The sequence below is a fragment of the Eubacterium sp. SB2 genome, assembly GCF_001244405.1.
Classification (GTDB): domain Bacteria; phylum Bacillota; class Clostridia; order Lachnospirales; family Lachnospiraceae; genus Faecalicatena; species Faecalicatena contortus_B.
In genome coordinates this window covers 911,511-931,208 of the sequence record NZ_LN865153.1, presented here as the reverse complement: position 1 = coordinate 931,208, position 19,698 = coordinate 911,511, and the positions used below count along the sequence as shown (strand labels likewise).

At 47.5% G+C, this 19,698-nt stretch carries 19 protein-coding genes; 15 read left to right on the top strand and 4 right to left on the bottom strand.

Annotation, left to right across the window (positions count from 1 at the left end):
* The 8 genes from BN1938_RS16470 (at position 1) to BN1938_RS16435 (ending at position 8,017) form a co-directional block, all read left to right on the top strand.
* Positions 1 to 948, top strand: a complete 948-nt coding sequence (locus BN1938_RS16470; protein ID WP_050641623.1) for an ABC transporter permease — start codon at positions 1 to 3, stop codon at positions 946 to 948.
* Positions 949 to 970: 22 nt separating this feature from the next.
* Complete coding sequence (rpiB, locus tag BN1938_RS16465) at positions 971 to 1,411, top strand: ribose 5-phosphate isomerase B (protein WP_050641622.1); 441 nt, start codon at positions 971 to 973, stop codon at positions 1,409 to 1,411.
* A gap of 14 nt (positions 1,412 to 1,425) precedes the next feature.
* Positions 1,426 to 2,361 carry a class II fructose-1,6-bisphosphate aldolase gene (gene fba / locus BN1938_RS16460; protein WP_050641621.1) on the top strand — a complete coding sequence of 312 codons (936 nt, stop codon included), beginning with the start codon at positions 1,426 to 1,428 and terminating at the stop codon, positions 2,359 to 2,361.
* A gap of 244 nt (positions 2,362 to 2,605) precedes the next feature.
* A complete protein-coding gene (locus BN1938_RS16455) occupies positions 2,606 to 3,070 on the top strand; it encodes a VOC family protein (protein WP_050641620.1) in 465 nt (154 codons plus the stop codon).
* Between the two features lie 11 nt (positions 3,071 to 3,081).
* Positions 3,082 to 4,590 carry a phosphohexomutase domain-containing protein gene (locus tag BN1938_RS16450; protein ID WP_050641619.1) on the top strand — a complete coding sequence of 503 codons (1,509 nt, stop codon included), beginning with the start codon at positions 3,082 to 3,084 and terminating at the stop codon, positions 4,588 to 4,590.
* A gap of 5 nt (positions 4,591 to 4,595) precedes the next feature.
* A complete protein-coding gene (locus BN1938_RS16445; protein WP_050641618.1) occupies positions 4,596 to 5,501 on the top strand; it encodes an AraC family transcriptional regulator in 906 nt (301 codons plus the stop codon).
* Between the two features lie 197 nt (positions 5,502 to 5,698).
* Complete coding sequence (locus BN1938_RS16440) at positions 5,699 to 6,874, top strand: Gfo/Idh/MocA family protein (RefSeq protein ID WP_050641617.1); 1,176 nt, start codon at positions 5,699 to 5,701, stop codon at positions 6,872 to 6,874.
* 48 nt (positions 6,875 to 6,922) lie between these two features.
* Positions 6,923 to 8,017: an ABC transporter substrate-binding protein gene (locus BN1938_RS16435; protein WP_242843877.1), complete on the top strand. Its 1,095-nt coding sequence runs from the start codon at positions 6,923 to 6,925 to the stop codon at positions 8,015 to 8,017.
* 102 nt (positions 8,018 to 8,119) lie between these two features.
* Here the strand turns inward: BN1938_RS16435 and BN1938_RS16430 are convergent, their stop codons facing one another.
* Complete coding sequence (locus BN1938_RS16430) at positions 8,120 to 8,443, bottom strand: winged helix-turn-helix transcriptional regulator (protein ID WP_050641616.1); 324 nt, start codon at positions 8,441 to 8,443, stop codon at positions 8,120 to 8,122.
* 439 nt (positions 8,444 to 8,882) lie between these two features.
* Here BN1938_RS16430 and BN1938_RS16425 point away from each other — a divergent pair, with 439 nt between their 5' ends.
* The 5 genes from BN1938_RS16425 (at position 8,883) to BN1938_RS16405 (ending at position 12,660) form a co-directional block, all read left to right on the top strand.
* The gene (locus BN1938_RS16425; RefSeq protein ID WP_050641615.1) at positions 8,883 to 9,491 is read left to right on the top strand and encodes a 4Fe-4S binding protein; all 609 of its coding nucleotides are present in this window, start codon (positions 8,883 to 8,885) and stop codon (positions 9,489 to 9,491) included.
* Between the two features lie 147 nt (positions 9,492 to 9,638).
* Positions 9,639 to 10,310, top strand: a complete 672-nt coding sequence (locus BN1938_RS16420) for an ABC transporter permease (RefSeq protein WP_050641614.1) — start codon at positions 9,639 to 9,641, stop codon at positions 10,308 to 10,310.
* Between the two features lie 20 nt (positions 10,311 to 10,330).
* The gene (locus BN1938_RS16415; protein WP_050641613.1) at positions 10,331 to 11,254 is read left to right on the top strand and encodes a glycine betaine ABC transporter substrate-binding protein; all 924 of its coding nucleotides are present in this window, start codon (positions 10,331 to 10,333) and stop codon (positions 11,252 to 11,254) included.
* 24 nt (positions 11,255 to 11,278) lie between these two features.
* Positions 11,279 to 12,046 (top strand): ABC transporter ATP-binding protein, encoded by a 768-nt coding sequence (locus BN1938_RS16410; RefSeq protein WP_050641612.1) that lies wholly within the window; start codon positions 11,279 to 11,281, stop codon positions 12,044 to 12,046.
* Entirely contained in the window at positions 12,043 to 12,660 is a 618-nt protein-coding gene (locus tag BN1938_RS16405; RefSeq protein WP_050641611.1) for an ABC transporter permease, read from the top strand. The genes BN1938_RS16410 and BN1938_RS16405 overlap by 4 nt, the downstream gene beginning before the upstream one ends.
* Positions 12,661 to 12,748: 88 nt before the next feature.
* On the opposite strand, the gene BN1938_RS16400 is transcribed toward BN1938_RS16405, so the two are convergent.
* Entirely contained in the window at positions 12,749 to 13,555 is an 807-nt protein-coding gene (locus tag BN1938_RS16400; protein ID WP_050641610.1) for an AraC family transcriptional regulator, read from the bottom strand.
* 205 nt (positions 13,556 to 13,760) lie between these two features.
* Between BN1938_RS16400 and BN1938_RS16395 the strand changes: the two genes are divergently transcribed.
* Both BN1938_RS16395 and BN1938_RS16390 read left to right on the top strand, forming a co-directional pair.
* Complete coding sequence (locus BN1938_RS16395; RefSeq protein WP_050641609.1) at positions 13,761 to 15,770, top strand: beta-galactosidase; 2,010 nt, start codon at positions 13,761 to 13,763, stop codon at positions 15,768 to 15,770.
* 270 nt (positions 15,771 to 16,040) lie between these two features.
* On the top strand, positions 16,041 to 17,729 hold the full coding sequence (locus BN1938_RS16390; RefSeq protein ID WP_050641608.1) for an AAA family ATPase: 1,689 nt from the start codon (positions 16,041 to 16,043) through the stop codon (positions 17,727 to 17,729).
* A gap of 132 nt (positions 17,730 to 17,861) precedes the next feature.
* Here BN1938_RS16390 and BN1938_RS16385 read toward each other — a convergent pair whose 3' ends face one another.
* Together BN1938_RS16385 and BN1938_RS16380 are read right to left on the bottom strand one after the other, a co-directional pair.
* Positions 17,862 to 18,872: a D-isomer specific 2-hydroxyacid dehydrogenase family protein gene (locus BN1938_RS16385; RefSeq protein ID WP_242843876.1), complete on the bottom strand. Its 1,011-nt coding sequence runs from the start codon at positions 18,870 to 18,872 to the stop codon at positions 17,862 to 17,864.
* A 141-nt stretch (positions 18,873 to 19,013) separates the two neighbouring features.
* Positions 19,014 to 19,604, bottom strand: coding sequence for a TetR family transcriptional regulator (locus BN1938_RS16380; protein WP_050641607.1), 591 nt, complete (start codon positions 19,602 to 19,604; stop codon positions 19,014 to 19,016).
* Positions 19,605 to 19,698: the final 94 nt, after the last annotated feature.

The window sequence follows — 19,698 nt, the reverse complement described above, 5'->3', positions numbered from 1 at the left end:
ATGGAAAATAAAAATGTAGTAGTTAGCTTTATTAAAAAGAATATTTCCTTGGCAGCGTTTGTGATTTTATTTATTCTCTTTTCATTTACGACAGCCGGCAAATTTTTAAAAATCAACAATCTTTTGAGCGTATTGACCTCCTCCACAGACCTGCTGATCTGTGCGCTGGGCGGAACATTTATTATCCTGATGGGAAGCATCGACCTTTCCGTAGGTTCCATGATTAGCCTCTGCGGTGTTATTGCGGCGAAGATCTACCTGTCGACGAACAGCCTGATTGTGGCGCTTCTTGCTACGATAGCAGTGTCACTTGTGTGCTATCTCTTCATGGGTGTGATACACGTGCAGCTGAAGGTGCCCACATTCATTGTAACTCTGGGTATGCTCTCCATTGCCAGGGCTCTTGTTACGATGATCAGCGGCGGTTCCATCACAATGGTGGATTACAATGGGGCCATCAAACAGGTATTTGGCCTGAGGCCATGGATACTGATTATTGCAATTGCAGCGTTTGCGGTTGTATTTCTGATCGAACGGTTCACGCTTTTCGGGCGCTACACCAGACTGGTGGGCGGGGAAGAAAATGTAGCCAGATTAAGTGGAATTAATGTAAAGAAACAGAAGGTACTGGTATTTTTATTTGCGGGAGTTCTGACAGCGCTCGGCGGCATTGTAATGGCGGCCCGCATTGGCTCCGGTTCCCCCTCAGTCGGCGTCGGTTATGAGCTGGATGTTATCACTGCAGTCGTACTCGGCGGAACATCACAGACCGGCGGTGTCGGCGGCGTAAGAGGCACCCTGATCGGTGTATTGACGATCGGCATACTTGCCAACGGTCTGGTGCTCTGGGGAATGCCGTCAGAAGTACAGCTGCTGATCAAGGGTCTGGTTGTGATCTTTGCCGTTGCGGTATCGACTGAGAGAAAACCGAACATGATCGTCAGATAGTGAGAGACTGGAGGAAGAAAAAATGATAGCTTTAGGCAGTGACCATGGCGGTTTTGCACTAAAAGAAGAAATCAAAGCATATCTGGCAAAGCAGGGCATCGAGGTCCGGGATTTTGGAAGCTTCAGCCCCCAGGCCGTGGATTACGCGGATATTGCGTATCCTCTGGCAAAGGCGGTTGCGGCTGGCGAATGCGAGAAGGGAATTCTATGCTGCGGTACAGGGATCGGTATCTCCATTGCAGCCAACAAGGTAAAGGGAATCCGGGCAGCCTGCTGCTCCGACTGCTTCAGTGCAAAGCTGACAAGACAGCACAATGACGCCAATATCCTCTGTATGGGGGGGCGTGTTGTGGGCGCAGGACTTGCGCTCATGATGACAGACCTGTTTCTGAACACGGAATTCGAAGGGGGAAGGCATCAGACACGGATTGATAAAATAGCGGAGATTGAAAAGAAACAGTAGAAGGAGGATGCATCATGGCATTGGTAACAACAGCGGAAATGTTCAAAAAGGCATATGCGGGCGGCTACGCAGTCGGGGCATTTAATGTCAATAACATGGAGATTATACAGGGCATTACAGAGGCAGCCCGGGAGGAACAGTCTCCGGTCATTCTGCAGGTATCGGCAGGGGCAAGGAAATATGCAAAGCACATTTACCTCATGAAGCTGGTGGAAGCCGCGGTACTGGACGTGGACATCCCGATCGCGCTTCATCTGGATCACGGCGAGGATTTCGAGATATGTAAATCCTGTATTGACGGAGGATTCACCTCTGTCATGATTGACGGATCAAAACACAGTTTCGAGGATAATATAGCGCTGACTAAAAAAGTCGTGGAATATGCGCACAGTAAAGGCGTTGTTGTAGAGGGTGAGCTGGGAAAACTGGCAGGGATAGAGGACGATGTCAATGTTAAGGCAGAAGATGCATCTTACACAAATCCCGATGAGGTAGAAGAATTTGTGTCCAGAACCGGTGTAGATTCGCTGGCGATTGCGATCGGAACGAGCCATGGGGCCTTTAAGTTTAAGCCGGGACAAAAACCACAGCTTCGGTTTGATATCCTGGCAGAGATTGAAAAACGGCTTCCGGATTATCCCATCGTGCTGCACGGCTCTTCATCCGTAAACCAGGAATATGTAGATATGATACGCAGATACCATGGAGTATTGGATGACGCCATCGGAATACCCGAGGAGATGCTCAGGCAGGCAGCAAAATCGGCGGTATGTAAAATCAACATAGATTCCGATGTACGCCTGGCTATGACTGCGGCAGTAAGAAAAGACATCATAGAGAACCCGTCTCACTTTGACCCGAGGCAGTATCTGCGTCCGGGCAGAGATAACGTAAAAGAACTTGTAAAACATAAAATACAGTGTGTGTTAGGCTCATCAGGAAAAGCCTGATTCGGATACGCGGTATCCGGGATAACAACTCTCCGGCTTTGTAAGGGCCGGAGAGTTGTTTTATATAATAGGAAAGTGCCCGGCACTTTCTTATTATATAAAAACCCTCCGGAGGATGCACACGCCGCGATAAGGCATATAACCGAAAGGCGGCACCGCGGAGGCGCCAAAGTGTGCAAGCCCCTCATGGGTAAGGGGCGGAAGTTGAAGTGGGCTTCCCCACTTTGATATACAGGAGGACAGCATGAAAGAAAAAATGACGGGAGGGACGGACTGCTCTCCAGAGTGCGTAAGCTCTGAGAAAAATGGAAAACCGGCGCTGGAGTTTCATCATATATGCCTGATTGCACCGGACTATGAGGAAACAGTACGGTTTTATGTGGATTATATGGGATTTGACCTGTTCAGAGAGTCGTTTTCCAGCAATAAAAATGCAAGGAAGCTGGAACTATACAGCGGCGGTAGGTATATTGCCGAACTCTTTATTAAAGAGGGCTCTGTATGTACGGGCGTGCAGGCAGATGCAGAATTATCTTTACCGGGATTCAATCATCTTTCTTTTCTGGCAGAAGATGTGGAACAGATGCTGGGGAGATTGTCGGAAAAAGGGGTGCCGGTAACGGAAGTAAAAATAGATCGGATCACCGGAAAGAAATACGGTTTTTGCTGGGATCCGACGGGAACAAAAATAGAATTTTATGAAAGGTAGGGTACAACAAAATGGAGGCATGGAAAGAGGCTTACTTAAAGCTGCAGAATGGAAGTGACGTTCGTGGAGTTGCGCTGGAAAGCGCTGCGGGAGAGGCTGTGAATCTGACCGAGAATATCGTGCGCGATATTGCCATGGCTTTTGCCGAATATCTAATGGAGAAGAAGGAGGACAAAGTCATGAGAGTTGGTGTGGGTCACGACTCCAGGCTGTCCGCGCAGGAATTAAAAAGAGGGGTCATTAACGGGCTGGGACGAAGAGGGTGCCGTGTATATGACTGTGGGCTGACGTCTACTCCCTCCATGTTTATGTCTACGGTATTGGAAGGGTTTGAGTATGACGGAGCCGTTATGATCACAGCGAGTCATCTGCCGCCCAACAGGAACGGCCTTAAATTCTTTACCAGAGACGGCGGCCTGGAAAGCAGTGATATCAAGGAGGTTCTGGAGCGTGCGGCGCTCATATCCAGAATGAATTATGAGACGGAATATCACAGGGCAGAGGACGCGGATCTGACAGGCGCATATACGGAATACCTGAGAAATCTTATTTGTAAGGAGGTGAATGCCGATGATTATGATCGCCCACTGGAAGGACTGCATATTGTAATCGACGCATCCAACGGGGTAAGCGGTTATTTTAAAAACGTACTGGAACCGCTGGGAGCCTCCACTAAAGGCAGCATCTGCATGAATCCTGACGGGACTTTTCCGGTACATGTGCCCAATCCGGAAAATGAAAAGGCCATGGAAGCGTTAAAGAAAGCGGTGCTGGCTGCAAAAGCGGACCTTGGCGTTATATTTGACACGGACGGAGACCGGGCAGCCTTCGTATTTGCGGATGGAGAAGAAGTAAATAAAGACGGGGTCATTGCCCTTATGGCCGCAGCCCTGTCTGAGAAATACCCCCATACAACGGTGGTGACGGATTCCGTAACCTCGGACTGTCTGACGGAATTCCTGGAGAACCGGCTGAAGATGAAGCATCACAGATTCAAGCGGGGATATAAGAACGTGATCAATGAAGCCATACGTTTAAACAAGGAAGGGATCGAAACCCATCTTGCAATCGAGACTTCCGGGCATGGTGCGGTTAAGGAAAATTACTTTCTGGATGACGGGGCTTATATGAGCGTGGTTATCATCAGCCGACTGGCCGTCTCCCTGCGGGAGGGACGGAGACTGGAGGATCTGACGGCGGGACTTAAAAAACCGGCGGAGAGCAGGGAAGTGCGTCTGCGGATACTGGCTCCGGATTATAAAGAATATGGAAGAAAGATTCTGGAGGATTTTCGTATTTTTGCGGAGCAGGAAGAGAAATTCCACATTGCAGAGCCAAACTACGAGGGCATACGCATCAATTTCCAGGATGATGAAGTGAAGGGATGGATGCTGATCAGGATGTCGCTACATGACCCGATCCTCCCGCTGAATTTCGAGGCCGACAGAGAGGGAGGCGTAGCTGTGATAGCAGAAAGGCTCAGGCCTTTCCTGGAGAGGTATACCGAATTAAGGGGCTGAGGTTTGTGCAGATTACAAAAATAGTAACCGACGAGACTTTGAAAGAGCTGAGGGCACACGGGACGGAAAAATTTCCTTTCCAGTACAATCGGGAAGAAATGCAGCAGTTTGATGAAGAAAAGATAGAATGGCACTGGCACCGGGAATTTGAATTTGTAAAAGTCATGTATGGTTCGGTCTACTGCTTGATCGGGAATCAGCAGATCCAGCTGGAAGCGGGGGAAGGGTTATTCATCAATGCAAGGGTAGTTCACAGCATCGAAAACTGTAAGGACGGGGCCATTGCCAATATCTTATTTTCCTCAGATCTGATTGCGGCGGAAACATCGGTCATATATGATAACTGCATCAGGGATTTTATCGAATCCGAATGTTCCCATATTGTTCTGCGGGATGCTTCGGCCTGGCAGGAAAAAATACTTGAGAAGCTGGAGGAAATCTTTGAAATATGCAGCCATGCATCGTTTTGTGAGCTGGATATGCACATCAGAGTCTGTAACCTATGGCTGCTGTTCTGCGGGCACCGGGAGGAACTGGTGAAAATGGAGAAGCTGGGAATTTCACTGAGATCCCAGTCCCGTCTGCGTAAAATGATGAGATACATAGAAGCAAATTATTCACAAAAGCTATATCTTGAAGACATTGCCCAGGCTGCAAATATCAGTAAAAGCGAAGCGATACGCTGCTTTCAGATGGGGATGCAGATATCGCCGGTAGAATATCTTAACCAGTACCGCCTCTGTCAGGCAAGGTTTGAACTGGAGACGACGGAGGACTCCATTTTACATATAGCAGTTGCCGCAGGCTTTGATAACAGCAGTTATTTCACCAGAATTTTTAAAAAGACCTATGGGATTACACCCAGGGAGCTTCGGAAAAAAAAGGAGGATGCAGACAACAGCGGATACTGAACAAAATTGGGCATATTGTGCTAATATGTGGATCGATTTTACGAGAATTTGGATAAAAATAACAGTATAATGGAGCTAAGCTTAAGGTTAAGGGAAAAGTTGACAAGCATCCGAAGGGATCACTCTTTTTTTTGAACAAAACATACAACGTTAACTTGAACCTTAACTGCCATATTACAAATAAGGAGGTAACAATTATGAGACAAATTGGAGTTGGTATTGTAGGCGCCGGTTCCATCGCCGAGATTGGACACTGCCCGTCAATTGCGGCACTCCCAAATGCAAAGCTGGCGGCACTGTGCGACACAAATACCGAGATACTGGAATCAATGGCAAAGAAGTGGGAACCTGAAAAAACTTATACTGATTATGGACAGATGCTCGAAGACAAGAATGTAGAGGTTGTAATTGTAGGTACGCCGAACCGCTTCCATGCACAGCAGGCGATCGATGCCATGAGAGCGAAAAAACATGTCATTGTTGAGAAGCCGTTTGCCTGTACACACAATGAGGCGTGGAAGATGGTGGAAGTATCCAAAAAAGAAGGCGTCTTCCTTATGGCGGGTACGAATCAGCGCTTCTGGGAGCAGAACAGGATAGCCAGACAGCTGATGGACGAGGGATTTATCGGGAAACCGATGATGGGCCGTTCTTCACTGCATGAGGGCTGGAACCTTTATCACGAACAGCTGTCTTACACTCCGTTCCGTTCCGACCCGAAGCTGGCAGGAGCCGGCGCTTTATTCGACCTGGGAGCTCACAGAGCGGACCTTTTGATGTTCCTGATGGGAAGCAGGCCGAAACGCGTGATGGGGATTATAAAAAGACTGGGAACCCCGGAAGAGTACACACAGCTGGACGACTCCTTCTGGATCACCATCGAATTTGAAAACGGAGCAACCGGGGTGATCAGCGGCGACAGGTATTCACCCTGTGTATCCAATATATCTGAAGTATATGGAACCGAGGGAACCATTTTCACGGGTTCCGAGGCAACCAATCCATATCAGACGGCTCCCCTTGCAGTCTATACAAGCAAAGACTTCAAGCAGAGTGAGCTTCCGGAGATCGTGAAAGAGTACCGCTATCCGCAGTTATTCTGGTCAGAAGATATTATGCAGCCGGACGGGAACGTTCCAAAACGCTGGGTGCCGATCTATCCAAAGCGGGGGTGGGCGTACAAATCTATGCTTGAGCACTTCCTTGATTGCATAGAAAAGGATGTGCCGCCGTCATTGACACCGGAGGACAGCGCGATTGTCACGGATGTGCTTGTCGGGGCTTATAAGTCCATGGAGACGAATGCATGGGTGGATCTGCCGCTTACGGAGGAATATATTGTGCCTCACTATGATGCGCCGGTCATTAAGTAGTTGAAAGACATTTGTGTAATGTAAACCGAGAATCGGGAGGAAAAAAATATGAAAAATATGAAAAAGGTAATGGCAATACTGTTAACAGGATGTATGATTTTTGGGCTGGCAGCATGCGGTACGGATAAGAAGGCAGAAGGGGAGACGAAAAAAGAGGAGACCACGGATACAGGAGAGAAGACAGAAAGTACAGAAAAAATAACAATCGGTTATTCTTATCCAACGGCAAACAATGAGTTTTGGGGAAATGCATTAACTTATGTGAAACAGGCAGCAGACGAGCTTGGCTTTAATGTCACGGCAGACGACTGCAACAACGATCAGTCAGAACAGATCAAAGATGTGGACAGCATGATTTCAGGCGGTATCGACGCTCTGGTTCTGGGTCCTCAGGATGCTTCCGTATGCGCGGGGATCTCCGCGGCATGCAAAGAAAAGGGAATTCCGCTTGTTATCATTGACCGTTGGCCGGGAGACGACCTGAAGGCAGGAGAAGACTATGTATGCTTTATCGGGCCGGATGATAAAGAGGCCGGATATCAGATCGCAATGTCACTGATCAATGGAGGCAGCAAGAAACTTCTGGGAATCGGCGGATTCCAGGGAACTTCTGTTGCTGAGGGCAGAAAAGAAGGACTGGATAAAGCACTGGAAGAGAATCCTGACGTTGAACTGCTCCAGTTTGAATATGCCGGCGAGAACTGGGATGACGGAGATAAGGCATTCCGCAATCTCTACCAGTCACATCCGGAGGTGGACGGTGTATGGTGCTACAACGATTCCCTGGCTCTGGCTACCGTAAATGTGCTCAAGGAAGAAGGCAAGATAGATGACGTTAAAGTAGGAGGCATGGACCTCTTAAATCCGGCAATCGAATCCATGCAGGCAGGGGAACTCTGGTTCTCTACCGGAGGCCATTATCTCCAGGCAGCATTCGGTGCGGTGGTAGCCTTCGATGTTGTGAACGGCAAGACATATGACGGAGAGAAAAAAGTTCAGTTGGAACTGCCGGCAGTTTCACAGGAAAACATTGCACAGTTTGAAGAAAAATTCATGTCCGGTGACGCTCCGGTAGACTGGAAGAGTGTATCCAAAGTTACCAATCCGGACGCGAAATATGATTTTGAAATATCAATTGACTAACAGATATATTTCAGGTTGGTCGTAACATGATACAAGGAAAAAAGCAGCAGGCGGCTCTTGCCAGGAGCCGCCTGCTATCTTAATGAATGGAGCTGTTTTGACTTACAGTATTTTTTTATAATCCGTCCCCCATGCGACCATAGCATCCAGAACCGGCTTTAAACTCAGACCCGTCTCGGTAAGGGAATATTCCACCTTGGGCGGCACCTCGGGGTACACCTTTCTGTTCACAAGGCCCGCGGTCTCCATGGCGCGGAGATGGCTTGTGAGTACCTTCTGAGTAATTCCTTCCACGGAGCGCATCAGCTCATTAAAACGTTTGGTTCCTTCCAGCAGATCTCTTATAATCAGCACTTTCCATTTATCTCCGATCAGCTGCAGCGTTATTTCCACAGGGCATTCCGGAAGTTTCTTTTCAGCATCCATAGCAGGACCTCCTATAAAAAATATCTAATAAATATGTTTTCCTTCTATTAAAAAATGGGTTAAAATAGTAGTGTTATCAAAAAGGTTTTATCCCGAAAGCAGATCATCGTGCAGAGCATGAAGCGCGCCCGCCACGAGTACGCCAAGGCGTGCATCAATACAAAAAAATATATGCAAAATTTACTTTCTCCGATTGGTGAATGGGTGTACAGTATGGAATATCCGCTATATTGTTCTCTATCACGAACAGATATGGCCTTCTTAGTATTTATTATATACTGTTAAGATGAGGGAAAGCAAGTACTGACAAAAATGTAACTTAGTATCGATTTGATACTAAGGAACTTTGAGGTGCGTACTTTACATTGTAACCCCAACCGCTTATTATGGCTGTATAAAGAAACGAGCGTTGTCATATTTGGAAAAGGATGGGAAAAGCATGAATGAAAAAGCACGTAAGTACGTCGATATGTTCCGTGAAGTAAAGGTTGCGTCAGCTGCAACCGTTGATAAAGAAGGACATCCACACAGCCGGATTATCAATATTATGATTGCGGCAGATGAGGGAATGTATATTGTTACATCCAAAGGGAAACCTTTTTACGAACAGCTGATCCAAAGCGGAGAGATTGCGCTGAGCGCGATGTGTCCGGACTGCCAGTCTCTGAAGTTCACGGGCAAGGTAAAGCTGGCGGATAAGGCATGGCTTAATAAGGTATTTGAGGATAATCCGGGAATGAACGAGGTATATCCGGGGAATACGAGAAACATATTGGATGCTTTTCTGATCTATGAGGGATGCGGTGAATGGTTTGACCTTCTGCACCACCCGGTCAGCAGGGAAGCTTTTGCCTATGGGAGAGAAGTGGAAAAAGCCGGATTTTTCATTAAGGAGACGTGCATTGGCTGCGGATCATGTACATATGTCTGTCCCCAGAACTGCATCACAGAAGGAAGCCCGTATCGGATCGATCCGGTGCACTGCCTGCACTGCGGGGCGTGCATGGAGACGTGCCCGGCGGATGCGGTGAAGAAGCTTCATGGATAGCGGAAAGCTACATGTGCAGCAGAAGACTTTATAGGCAGAAGAAACCTTCATAGGAAGCAGAAGCCTTCATGTGCAGCAGAAGACTTTATAGGCAGCAGGATGTACAGGCAGCAGGCATGAGAAAAGAAAGGCAGGAAGAACAACAAGATGTCCGAATTATGGATGAACATACAAGCATATTTTACCAGCCGTCTGGATGAATATCTGATCTGTCTGTGGCAGCACATCAGTATCAGCATCCTGGCGCTTCTGGCCGCCGCACTCATAGGAATTCCATGCGGTTATTTATGTATCAGATATGTAAAATGTAAAAAGTGGCTGGTTGGGATATTTCAGATACTGCGTATTATCCCCAGCCTTGCTATACTGATTCTCCTGATTCCAATCATGGGAACAGGGGTAAAACCGGCTATGACAGCGCTTGTGCTGATGGCTGTGCCCCCGATTCTCATGAATACGGCGGACGGTTTTGAGGAGGTGCCGGAATTTATGCTGGAGACAGCAGCCGGTCAGGGGATGAAGGAACGGCAGATATTCTGGAAGGTGCAGGTACCGCTTGCCGTACCCTATATGCTGACGGGTGCAAGGACAGCAATCATTGAGATCGTTGCCAGTGCATCCATCGCAGCGAAAATCGGAGCCGGCGGGCTGGGCGGGATCATCTTTACCGGACTGGGGCTGAACAGGACAGACCTGCTGCTGATCGGCGGCGTTTCGGTGGCGCTTCTTTCACTGACGGCAGGAATGATTTTCAGCGGGCTGGAGAAAATATTTATACCATGGCGGTCGCCTGGCAGACAAAAGAAACTCAAATCTTAAAGACAAGGGAGAAACGTATTATGAAATTGAAGGTGAAAAAGGCAGTAATCGCGGCAGTGTGCCTGGCGATGATGACATCGCTGGCAGCCTGCGGCAGCAAAGAGAACAAAGACGCAGGAGGCGAGGGGAAAAAAGAAGATGCGGTAATCCGGGTGGGATCGAAAGATTTCACCGAAGGAATGATTGTATCAGAGGTATATTCCCTGGCACTGGAAGATGCGGGGTATGAGGTGGAGCGTATATTTGACATTGCGGGTTCTATTATCCATACATCTCTGATCAATGATGAGATCGATATGTATCCGGAATATACCGGAACTGCGCTTCTCTCAATACTTGGTATGGATGTGATCACAGATCCCCAGGAGGTGTATGACACTGTAAAGGCGGAGTATGAGAAGCAGTTTCAGCTTACCTGGCTTGACTACTCTCAGGCCAATGACGGACAGGGTCTTGCAATCCGCACTCCGGTTGCAGAAAAACTGGGAATTAAGACAATATCCGATCTGCAGAAGCATGCCAGTGAGCTGCGTTTTGCATCACAGGGGGAATTCGATGAACGGGAGGACGGAATTCCGGCGCTGGAAAAAGCCTATGGCAAGATGGACTGGAAATCTTCCAAAATATATGACAACGGTCTAAAGTATGAAGTACTGTCAAATGATGAAGCGGACGTAACACCTGTGTACACGACAGAGGGACAGCTGGCAGATAAAGAAAAGTTTACTCTTCTGGAGGATGACAAAAATGTATGGCCTCCTTATAATCTGGGGCCGGTGATCCATGATTCCGTACTGGAGGCACATCCGGATATCGCGGACGTCCTGAACAAGGTCAGTGCGGCAATGGATACGGAATCTCTGACAGCATTGAATGCCAGGGTAGATATGGACAAAGAAGAGATCGAGGATGTGGCACTGGAGTACTATGAATCCATAAAATAAGTCAGCCAGAAAGGGGCAGCAGTTATGTCAGCAGCAATCACCTTCAGTAATGTAAGTAAACAGTTTCCGGGAACCAGCTATTATGCGGTGGATCAGCTGTCCTTTTCCGTGGAGGAAGGGGAATTTGTAACCATTCTGGGATCTTCCGGGTGCGGAAAGACAACATTGCTGAAAATGATTAACCGGCTGTATGAGCCGGATGAAGGGAATATCTATCTGTTTGGTGAAAATACTGCCGAAATAGATGTTGTTCAGCTGAGGCGGGGAATCGGGTATGTCATACAGCAGACGGGCCTGTTTCCTCATATGACCATAGCGGATAACGTTGCAACGGTCCCCAGGCTTTTAAAGTGGGACAAGGAGCGGATACAGAAACGTGTCAGGGAACTTCTGGAGCTTGTTAAGCTGGATCCGGATGAGTTCCAGGGACGCTACCCCTCCCAGTTGTCCGGCGGGCAGCAGCAGAGAGTCGGGCTGGCGAGGGCGCTGGCAGTGGAGCCGGAGGTCATGCTGCTGGACGAGCCCTTCGGCGCCGTTGATGCCATTACGCGCACTGGCCTGCAGGAAGAACTGCTTGGCCTGCACCGGGGACTGGGCAAGACCTTTCTGTTGGTGACTCACGATATCCATGAAGCGTTTAAGCTGGGAACAAGAGTCATGATAATGAACGAAGGTAAAATTAGCCAGTTCGATCAGCCTGGGAACATCATCGCGAACCCTGCTGACGACTTCACAGCAGCACTGATCCGGTCCGCAAAGGAGCAGGAGAAAATGTGGGAGGGATACATATGAGTAAATTGACGGTGTATCTGGCCAGACATTATGATGATCTGCTGGAGGCTTTACTGGAACACCTCCAGATTACTGCGGTTACGCTGCTGTTTTCCCTGCTCATTGCCTCTGCTCTGACGGTACTTGCCATATACTCGAAAAAAACCGGCGAGATACTGGTTCATATTTTTTCCGTACTGTATTCTGTTCCGAGCCTTGCCATGTTTGCATTTTTGATCCCGGTCACAGGACTGGGCAAGACGACGGCAGTGATCGTTCTTGTTGTTTATAATCAATATCTGCTTTTGCGGAACTTTATTTCCGGGCTTTACGGTGTCGAACCCGCAGTGGTTGAGGCCGCTGAGGGACTGGGAATGCGTCGTATGCAGGTGTTGTGTCAAATCAGGATTCCGCTGGCGAAAAGGGCGCTTTTTACCGGGATTCAGCTGGCAGTGGTTTCCACGATTGGTATTGCTACGATTGCGGCAATGATCAATGCGGGCGGCCTGGGCACCATACTGTTTGACGGGCTGCGGACGTTGAATGTCTATAAGATCGTCATAGGAAGTATCCTTTCCGCTGGGCTGGCAGTGGGGATCAATGCATTGTTTAAGGTGGCGGAGAAGAGGATGTAGGAGATAAACTACAGATTGCTTCAACAGATATTAGTTTGGAGAAGACAAAAGAGCAGTTAGAGAACTGGCCCTTTTATTAATAATGTTTTTAATTCATCCTCCTGAATTCAAGTGGTGTCACCCCTGTCTGTTTTTTAAACATGGCAATAAAATGGCTGGCATCCAGGTAGCCTGTCCGCAGAGCGGCCTCCTGCACTTCCATTCTTGGACTGGTAAGCAGGAGTTCCTTTGCCTTATTGATACGGTAGGTTGTCAGATATTCATAAGCCGAGCACCCGAGAAAACGGCCGAACAACCGCGACAGGTATTGGGGCGTAATGTAGACCAGCCGGCTCAGCTCCTGTACTGTAATCGGAGAAGCATAATTGGTTTCAATCTCTTTTATCACAGGGGCCACATACTTTTGATATAAGGGATCTTCCGCCAGTTCACGTGTATAGATCCCATCCACAAAATTCATCAGTAGACAATAGCAGGCCGTTGAGAGGGCTCTGGCATCGACGGGCGGGTTTTCATACATTTTCACAGCGTCATCAATCAGGCCGGCGATCTGCGCGGCCTGTTCTTTTTCTGTAAATATCACTTGTCTGCCGCCGAGGATTTTGGGGATGCTGCTCTCTACCGTACCGGTAAATGTGGCAAACAAGGTACTCCATTCCCCGGTCTCCCTTGAATACGAGTGGCGGATCAGCGGAGCGATGAGAACGCCTTCTCCTTCCCTCAGCTGATATTTTTTCTCTTGTATGATAATTCTGCCGCAGCCTGTTTCCGTCTGCAGGTAGTGGTAGAGCGGGTATCCTTTTGGACGGGTAAGACTCTCCTGGTTCCAGTGGTTTCCTACGGAATCAAAGGTGAAAGGCTCGCTGACCGGAATGTTTCTGTAAAAGATCGACATCGTAATCTCCTGTTTCAAAATGTTATATTATTTAGCTTAACATATCACACAAAGCTTTGTCTATCTGTAATATAATCACGATAGTGAAACAATGCAACTTTGTTGTAATAGTTCAGGCCTGGCTGAACTGTTACACGTGTTATTGTTTACAGAATGGCAAGTGTAGAGTAACGGACTGTTTGAAAGTAAGAGAGGAGACATAATCATGGAAAGCAAGTTTCGCAGGATTTTATACGGTGGAGATTATAATCCGAACCAATGGGCAAGAGAAGTATGGCATGAGGATATGAAGGTTTTTAAAGATGCGCGGATCAACAGCGCTACTATTAATGTTTTTTCCTGGGCAAAGCTGCAGCCGGGTGAAGATGTATATGATTTCTCCGAACTGGATGAGATCATTGATATGCTGAGCCGGGAAGGGTACGACATCGTACTTGCCACTTCTACGGCTGCGCTTCCGGCATGGATGTTGAAGCGTTATCCCGAGGTGGCAAGGACCGACTATGAGGGGCGGCGCCATAAGTTCGGACAGCGCCACAATGCATGTCCTAACTCCCTTGTATATCAAAAGTATGCAAAAGCACTTGCGGGAAAGTTAGCGGAGCGTTATGGGGAGAATGAACATATTGCGTGCTGGCATATTAACAATGAGTACGGCGGGGAATGCTACTGCGAAAACTGTGAGAAGGCGTTTCGTGTCTGGCTTCAGAAAAAGTATAAGACAATAGATGCTTTGAACCGGGCGTGGAACCTGGAATTCTGGGGCCACACAATCTATGATTGGGATGAAATCGTTCTTCCAAATGCATTGAGTGAAGGAATCGGAGATAATGATACGGCCTTTGCGGGGATTTCCATAGACTACCGCAGGTTCAATTCCGACAGCATTCTGGGCAATTATATCATGGAACGAGATGAGATACGCAGGTTTGACACCAAGGCGCCGATTACGACAAATCTGATGGGAACATACAAAGGGCTGGATTATTTTAAATGGGCAAAGGAAATGGATATTATCTCCTGGGACAATTACCCAAGCTATAATACGCCTTGGAGCCAGACTGCTATGTGCCATGATCTGATGCGGGGGTTAAAGGACGCTCCGTTTATGCTGATGGAACAGACGCCGAGCCAGCAGAACTGGCAGCCTTACAATTCGCTGAAAAGACCGGGGCAGATGCGTGCCCAGAGTTACCAGACACTTGCACATGGAGCGGACACAATCCAGTTTTTCCAGCTCCGCAGAAGCGTCGGAGGCTGCGAAAAGTTTCATGGGGCAGTGATTGCGCATGTGGGGACAACGGATACCAGAGTGTTCCGGGAAGTCAGGCAGCTGGGAGAGGAACTTGAAAGCCTGGGGAATACGATCTTAGGTTCAGTTAATGAAGCACAGGTTGGAATCATCTTTGACTGGGATAACTACTGGGCGCTGGAATATACAAGCGGGCCATCCAAAGATCTGGCTTATGTTGAACAGATCCACGAGTATTACAAGTACTTCTATGACCGGAATATCGCAGTCAATATGATTCCGGCGGATGCAGATTTCAGCAGATATAAGGTGGTGGCTGCTCCTGTACTCTATATGGTGAAGGAAGGTATGAAGGAGGCGCTCGAGGAATTTGTAAGGGGCGGCGGAGTACTGGTTACATCCTTTATGAGCGGGATCGTGGATCAGTCGGACAATGTACATCTGGGAGGGTACCCGGGGCCGCTGAGAGAGCTGGCTGGGGTGTGGGTCGAAGAGATCGATGCACTTGCACCCGAACAGACAAACGAGGTTGTATTCCGGGATGGAACAAAATTCAGATGCGGCCTGGTATGCGATATTATGCATCTGGAACATGCTGAAAGCGCTGCGGTGTATGGGGAAGATTTTTATGCAGGAATGCCGGCTGTGGCGAGAAACAGGTTCGGGGATGGTACGGTCTATTATGTGGGAACCAGTATGGAAGAAGGCCTTGCAGCAGTATTGGATAAAGCAGTCGCTGATGCCGGGGTGAAGCCTGTGATAAATGAGAGCACAGAACTTGAGATTACCTGCAGGAAAACAGAAGAACATAAGTATTATTTCGTGATGAATTTCAAAGACAAGGATTTAAAACTGCCGTCCTGCTTCGCAGGCGGGACCGATTTGCTGACGGGTGAGCGGGTACAGGAGGGCGAGATAATGTCCAGGTTTGATGTAAAACTTATAAGCAGAAACAGAGAATAGCAGGATTACGGATAACACGAAATGGGGTGACTCTCCCCATAGCTAAAGCGAGGGGCTTCTCTTATTGGGGAACTACGGCCATTTACTCCCACAGGAGACCCAATCCTGAAAATTGTGGTTGTAAAATACATGTTCGGAATCATAGGGGGGGGTATGCCTTGGAGAGGATGTCTGCTATAATATAGAAGAGGTTCTGATCCGGATATTGCAGGCTTACAAACGTAAGAATGCAGCCGGAGATAGCAACGCAAAATGCAGGAGGTGCTAGGAATGATAAAAGCATTACCGATTGGTGTTGATAATTTTGAAAAATTAATAACAGAAGATTATTATTATGTGGATAAGACTTTGCTTATAAAGGAGTTATCTGATTTACGAGGGGAAGTGAATCTATTTACACGTCCCAGGCGGTTCGGAAAAACTTTGAATCTGAGCATGCTCCGGTACTTTTTTGAAGACACAGGCAATCCTGAAGAAAATGCCCATAATGCGGCTCTCTTCCAGGGATTGAAGATCATGGAGGCAGGAGCTTCCTATACAGAGCAGATGGGAAAGTATCCAGTGATTAATCTGACGCTGAAGTCAGCGAAGCAGAACACATTTGAATCCGCTTATTATAAGTTAAAGGAAGAAATCGGGGAGGAGTTCAAACGGCACAGGTACCTCTTAGATTCCTGCGCACTTACGGAAGCGGAGAAACAGTTGTTTCAAGGTATAGCAGACGGTAATGCGTCATATGATGTATATTCCGGTTCGCTGAAGTTTCTAAGTAAATGTCTCTATAAGGCGACGGGAGAAAAGACCGTTATCCTGTTGGACGAATATGACGTGCCCTTAGAAAATGCGTATTTTGCAGGATTTTATGAGAAGATGGTCAGTTTTATCCGCTCTCTTTTTGAATCTGCGCTGAAGACAAATGACTGCCTGCAGTTTGCGGTAATTACCGGATGCCTTCGGATTTCAAAAGAGAGCATCTTTACAGGACTGAACCATCTGAATATCATTTCTGTATTGGACAAGAGATACAGTGAGCATTTCGGTTTTACAGAGCAGGAAGTGCGGCTTGCGATGTCTTATTACGGAAGGGATGAACGGTTTAAGGATATGCAGGAATGGTATGATGGATATCTGTTTGGCGATATTGAGGTCTATAATCCGTGGAGTGTGATTAAATTTCTATATGATTTAGGCGCAGATCCAGATGCTTTTCCGCGCCCTTATTGGATCAATACCAGCTCTAATGATATTATTAAAAATATGATTGCACGGGCGGACAGGGAGATGAAAGGGCAGATCGAAACACTGCTGGCAGGAAAAACGATGGATATTCAAGTACATGAAGAAGTTACTTATGAGGATATGAAAGAGATTGGGGAAAATCTGTGGAATTTTCTGTATTTTACCGGCTATCTGACAAAGGCAGGCGAGTATTTCAAGGAGTCCTCTATTTTCCTGAAAGTGCGTATCCCAAACGCAGAGGTAAAGAGCATCTACAAAAATACAATTCTGTACTGGTTTCGTGAGAATATAAAGAAGCGGGATTTCAGGGATCTGTATCAGGCCATGGAAGAAAGGAATGCTGTCAGGATGGAGGAAATTCTTGGCGAGCAGCTTATTTCTACAATTAGTTTTTATGACAGTGCCGAAAACTTTTATCATGGCTTTCTGGCCGGGATATTGAGCCAAAGTGAGTCCTATCTGGTAAAATCTAACCGGGAATCCGGAAACGGCCGTTCTGACCTGATGGTTAAAAGCCCGTCCCTGCGCGGCAGGGCATTTGTCATAGAAGTTAAGGTTTCCGATTGCATTGACGCCTTGGAGGCGGATGCAGATAAGGCGGTGAATCAGATATTTGAACGAGGATATATGGACGAACTGCGGGCAGAAGGGTACCGGAAAATAGACTGTTATGGAATTTCTTTTTATAAGAAAGACTGTGTAGTACGATTCGGTGGATAGGGCGATATCGTAGGCGGCGCCAGTCTAGACGGCAGGCAGGGTTCACCAAATCAAGCCGCTCGTTCTGGCAGAGGACGGGCGGCTATTCTGCGTTTTAAAAGGTCTTGTTTACAGCAGTCTGAGAGATGTATCTTATAATGTGAACGCTGTCAGTTCCTTCGCCCAGCAGCCATTTCTATGCATTTCCACGATTCCGCGCAAGCCGCACTCCACCATTTCCTCCACAGCCGATTCAGTATAAAATGCCATATGCTGGGTCATGGCCACATTAGGAAACTGGCGCAGATACGCCATATCCCGGTTTGCAATGATGTCATTGATCCGGCTTTCGTGATAGATGGAACGTTCGTCTTCGAAGACATCCAGGGCCAGCGCACCGATTTTCTCGGATTCAATCCCCTGAATGAGCGCCTTTTGATCCATCAGTTCCCCGCGGGCTGTGTTGATCAGCACAACACCGTCCTTCATTAGAGAAAGTGTATGGGGATTGACCATATATCTTGTCGTTTCTTTCAGCGGAAGATGAAAGGTAATGACATCGCTTTCGGAATAAAGCTGTTCCAGAGAAACGAATGAAGCATAAGGTTCAAGTTCCCTACGCGGGCTGCGGTTATAAGCCAGAATCCGGCAGCTGAAGCCGCTGAGGGAACGAATCACCGCCTGACCGATCTGTCCGGTTCCCACCACTCCGACGGTCAGGCTTTTCAGTGTTCTTCCGCACAGGCCGCCCAGGGAATAGTCGTTGACATTCTGCCGGTATACTGCGGGCTTATACTTTCGTAGAACGAGGAGCATCAGCATAATGGTAAATTCTGCGACACTCTCCGGGGCATACTCTGCGTTTGAGACGTGAAGCCCGATCGACTGGGCATACGCAACGTCTATATGGTTGTATCCCACCGTGCGGGTAGAAATATATTTTACGCCGGCCTGCTTCAGGCCGTCCAGTACCTCCCGGGAGAGCCGGCTCATTCCCAGTGTTGTCACTCCTGTAAATCCCTGGCATTCAGCAGTGTTTTCCACTGTCAGGATGTCCGGACGGAGTACGGTTTCTAGATGCAGGCGTTTTGCCGCCTCCTCAAAAAAGCATTTCTCATCATCACGTACCTCAAAAGCCAGGATTTTTATAAAATCATTGTTCATAACTGTGTACCTCCGTGTGTCTTATGCAATCACATTGTTTCCTATTTTAAAAAAGGAATTAACTCTTGTCAAACACACGGGGGAACGCGTCAAAGCGATAAACTTTATCGGTTTTGAGTGAAACAAAAGTGGGCTGCCGGTTTAGATTGAATCGGTGGTCAAAATATCGGATTCCAAAATTCGGGTAAGCAGTTCCCGTGCTTCTGCAATATTTTTCTCCCTGGAGATATTTTCCGCATGTCCTTCGTTGATAAAACCGACAATGCCATAGCATAAGAACCCTGCGATTTTCTTCGGGGAATACCGGAGGCTGAGGACCCGGCTTTCTTTGTTTGTGTGCGTTTCTACGGTCTCCAATACATAGTTGTAAAAGGCAAATGCCAGATAGGGATTCTCATCCGGGATGGTATGGCGGAAAAAGTTATGGTTCTTGTAGTATAGCTTCATAATGCTGTCCAATACATTGCAGTAGCTGATGACCGGACTGGCTGAAGGGTTGTTGGCCGCCTGCATTTCTTCATAAACAGCGGTTCCCTCCCGGATCATATCCTGGAAAATATCGTCAACCAGGGCGTACTTATCGCTGTAGTGGGTATAAAAGGTGATCCGGCTTGTGTCCGCCCGGCTGCACAGCTCTGTGATGGATACCTGTTCAAAGGGCATGTCTGACAGCATGGAAATAAGGGTGGTTTTCAGATTCTTTTTGGTTTTTCTGATTCGTCTGTCTTCCATAATAATTTACAATTTCTCCAATCTGTATAAATAACTAACAAAAATAAAATACTGTAAGTTGTTATCAAATTCCGTATTTGCTATAATTTTAACA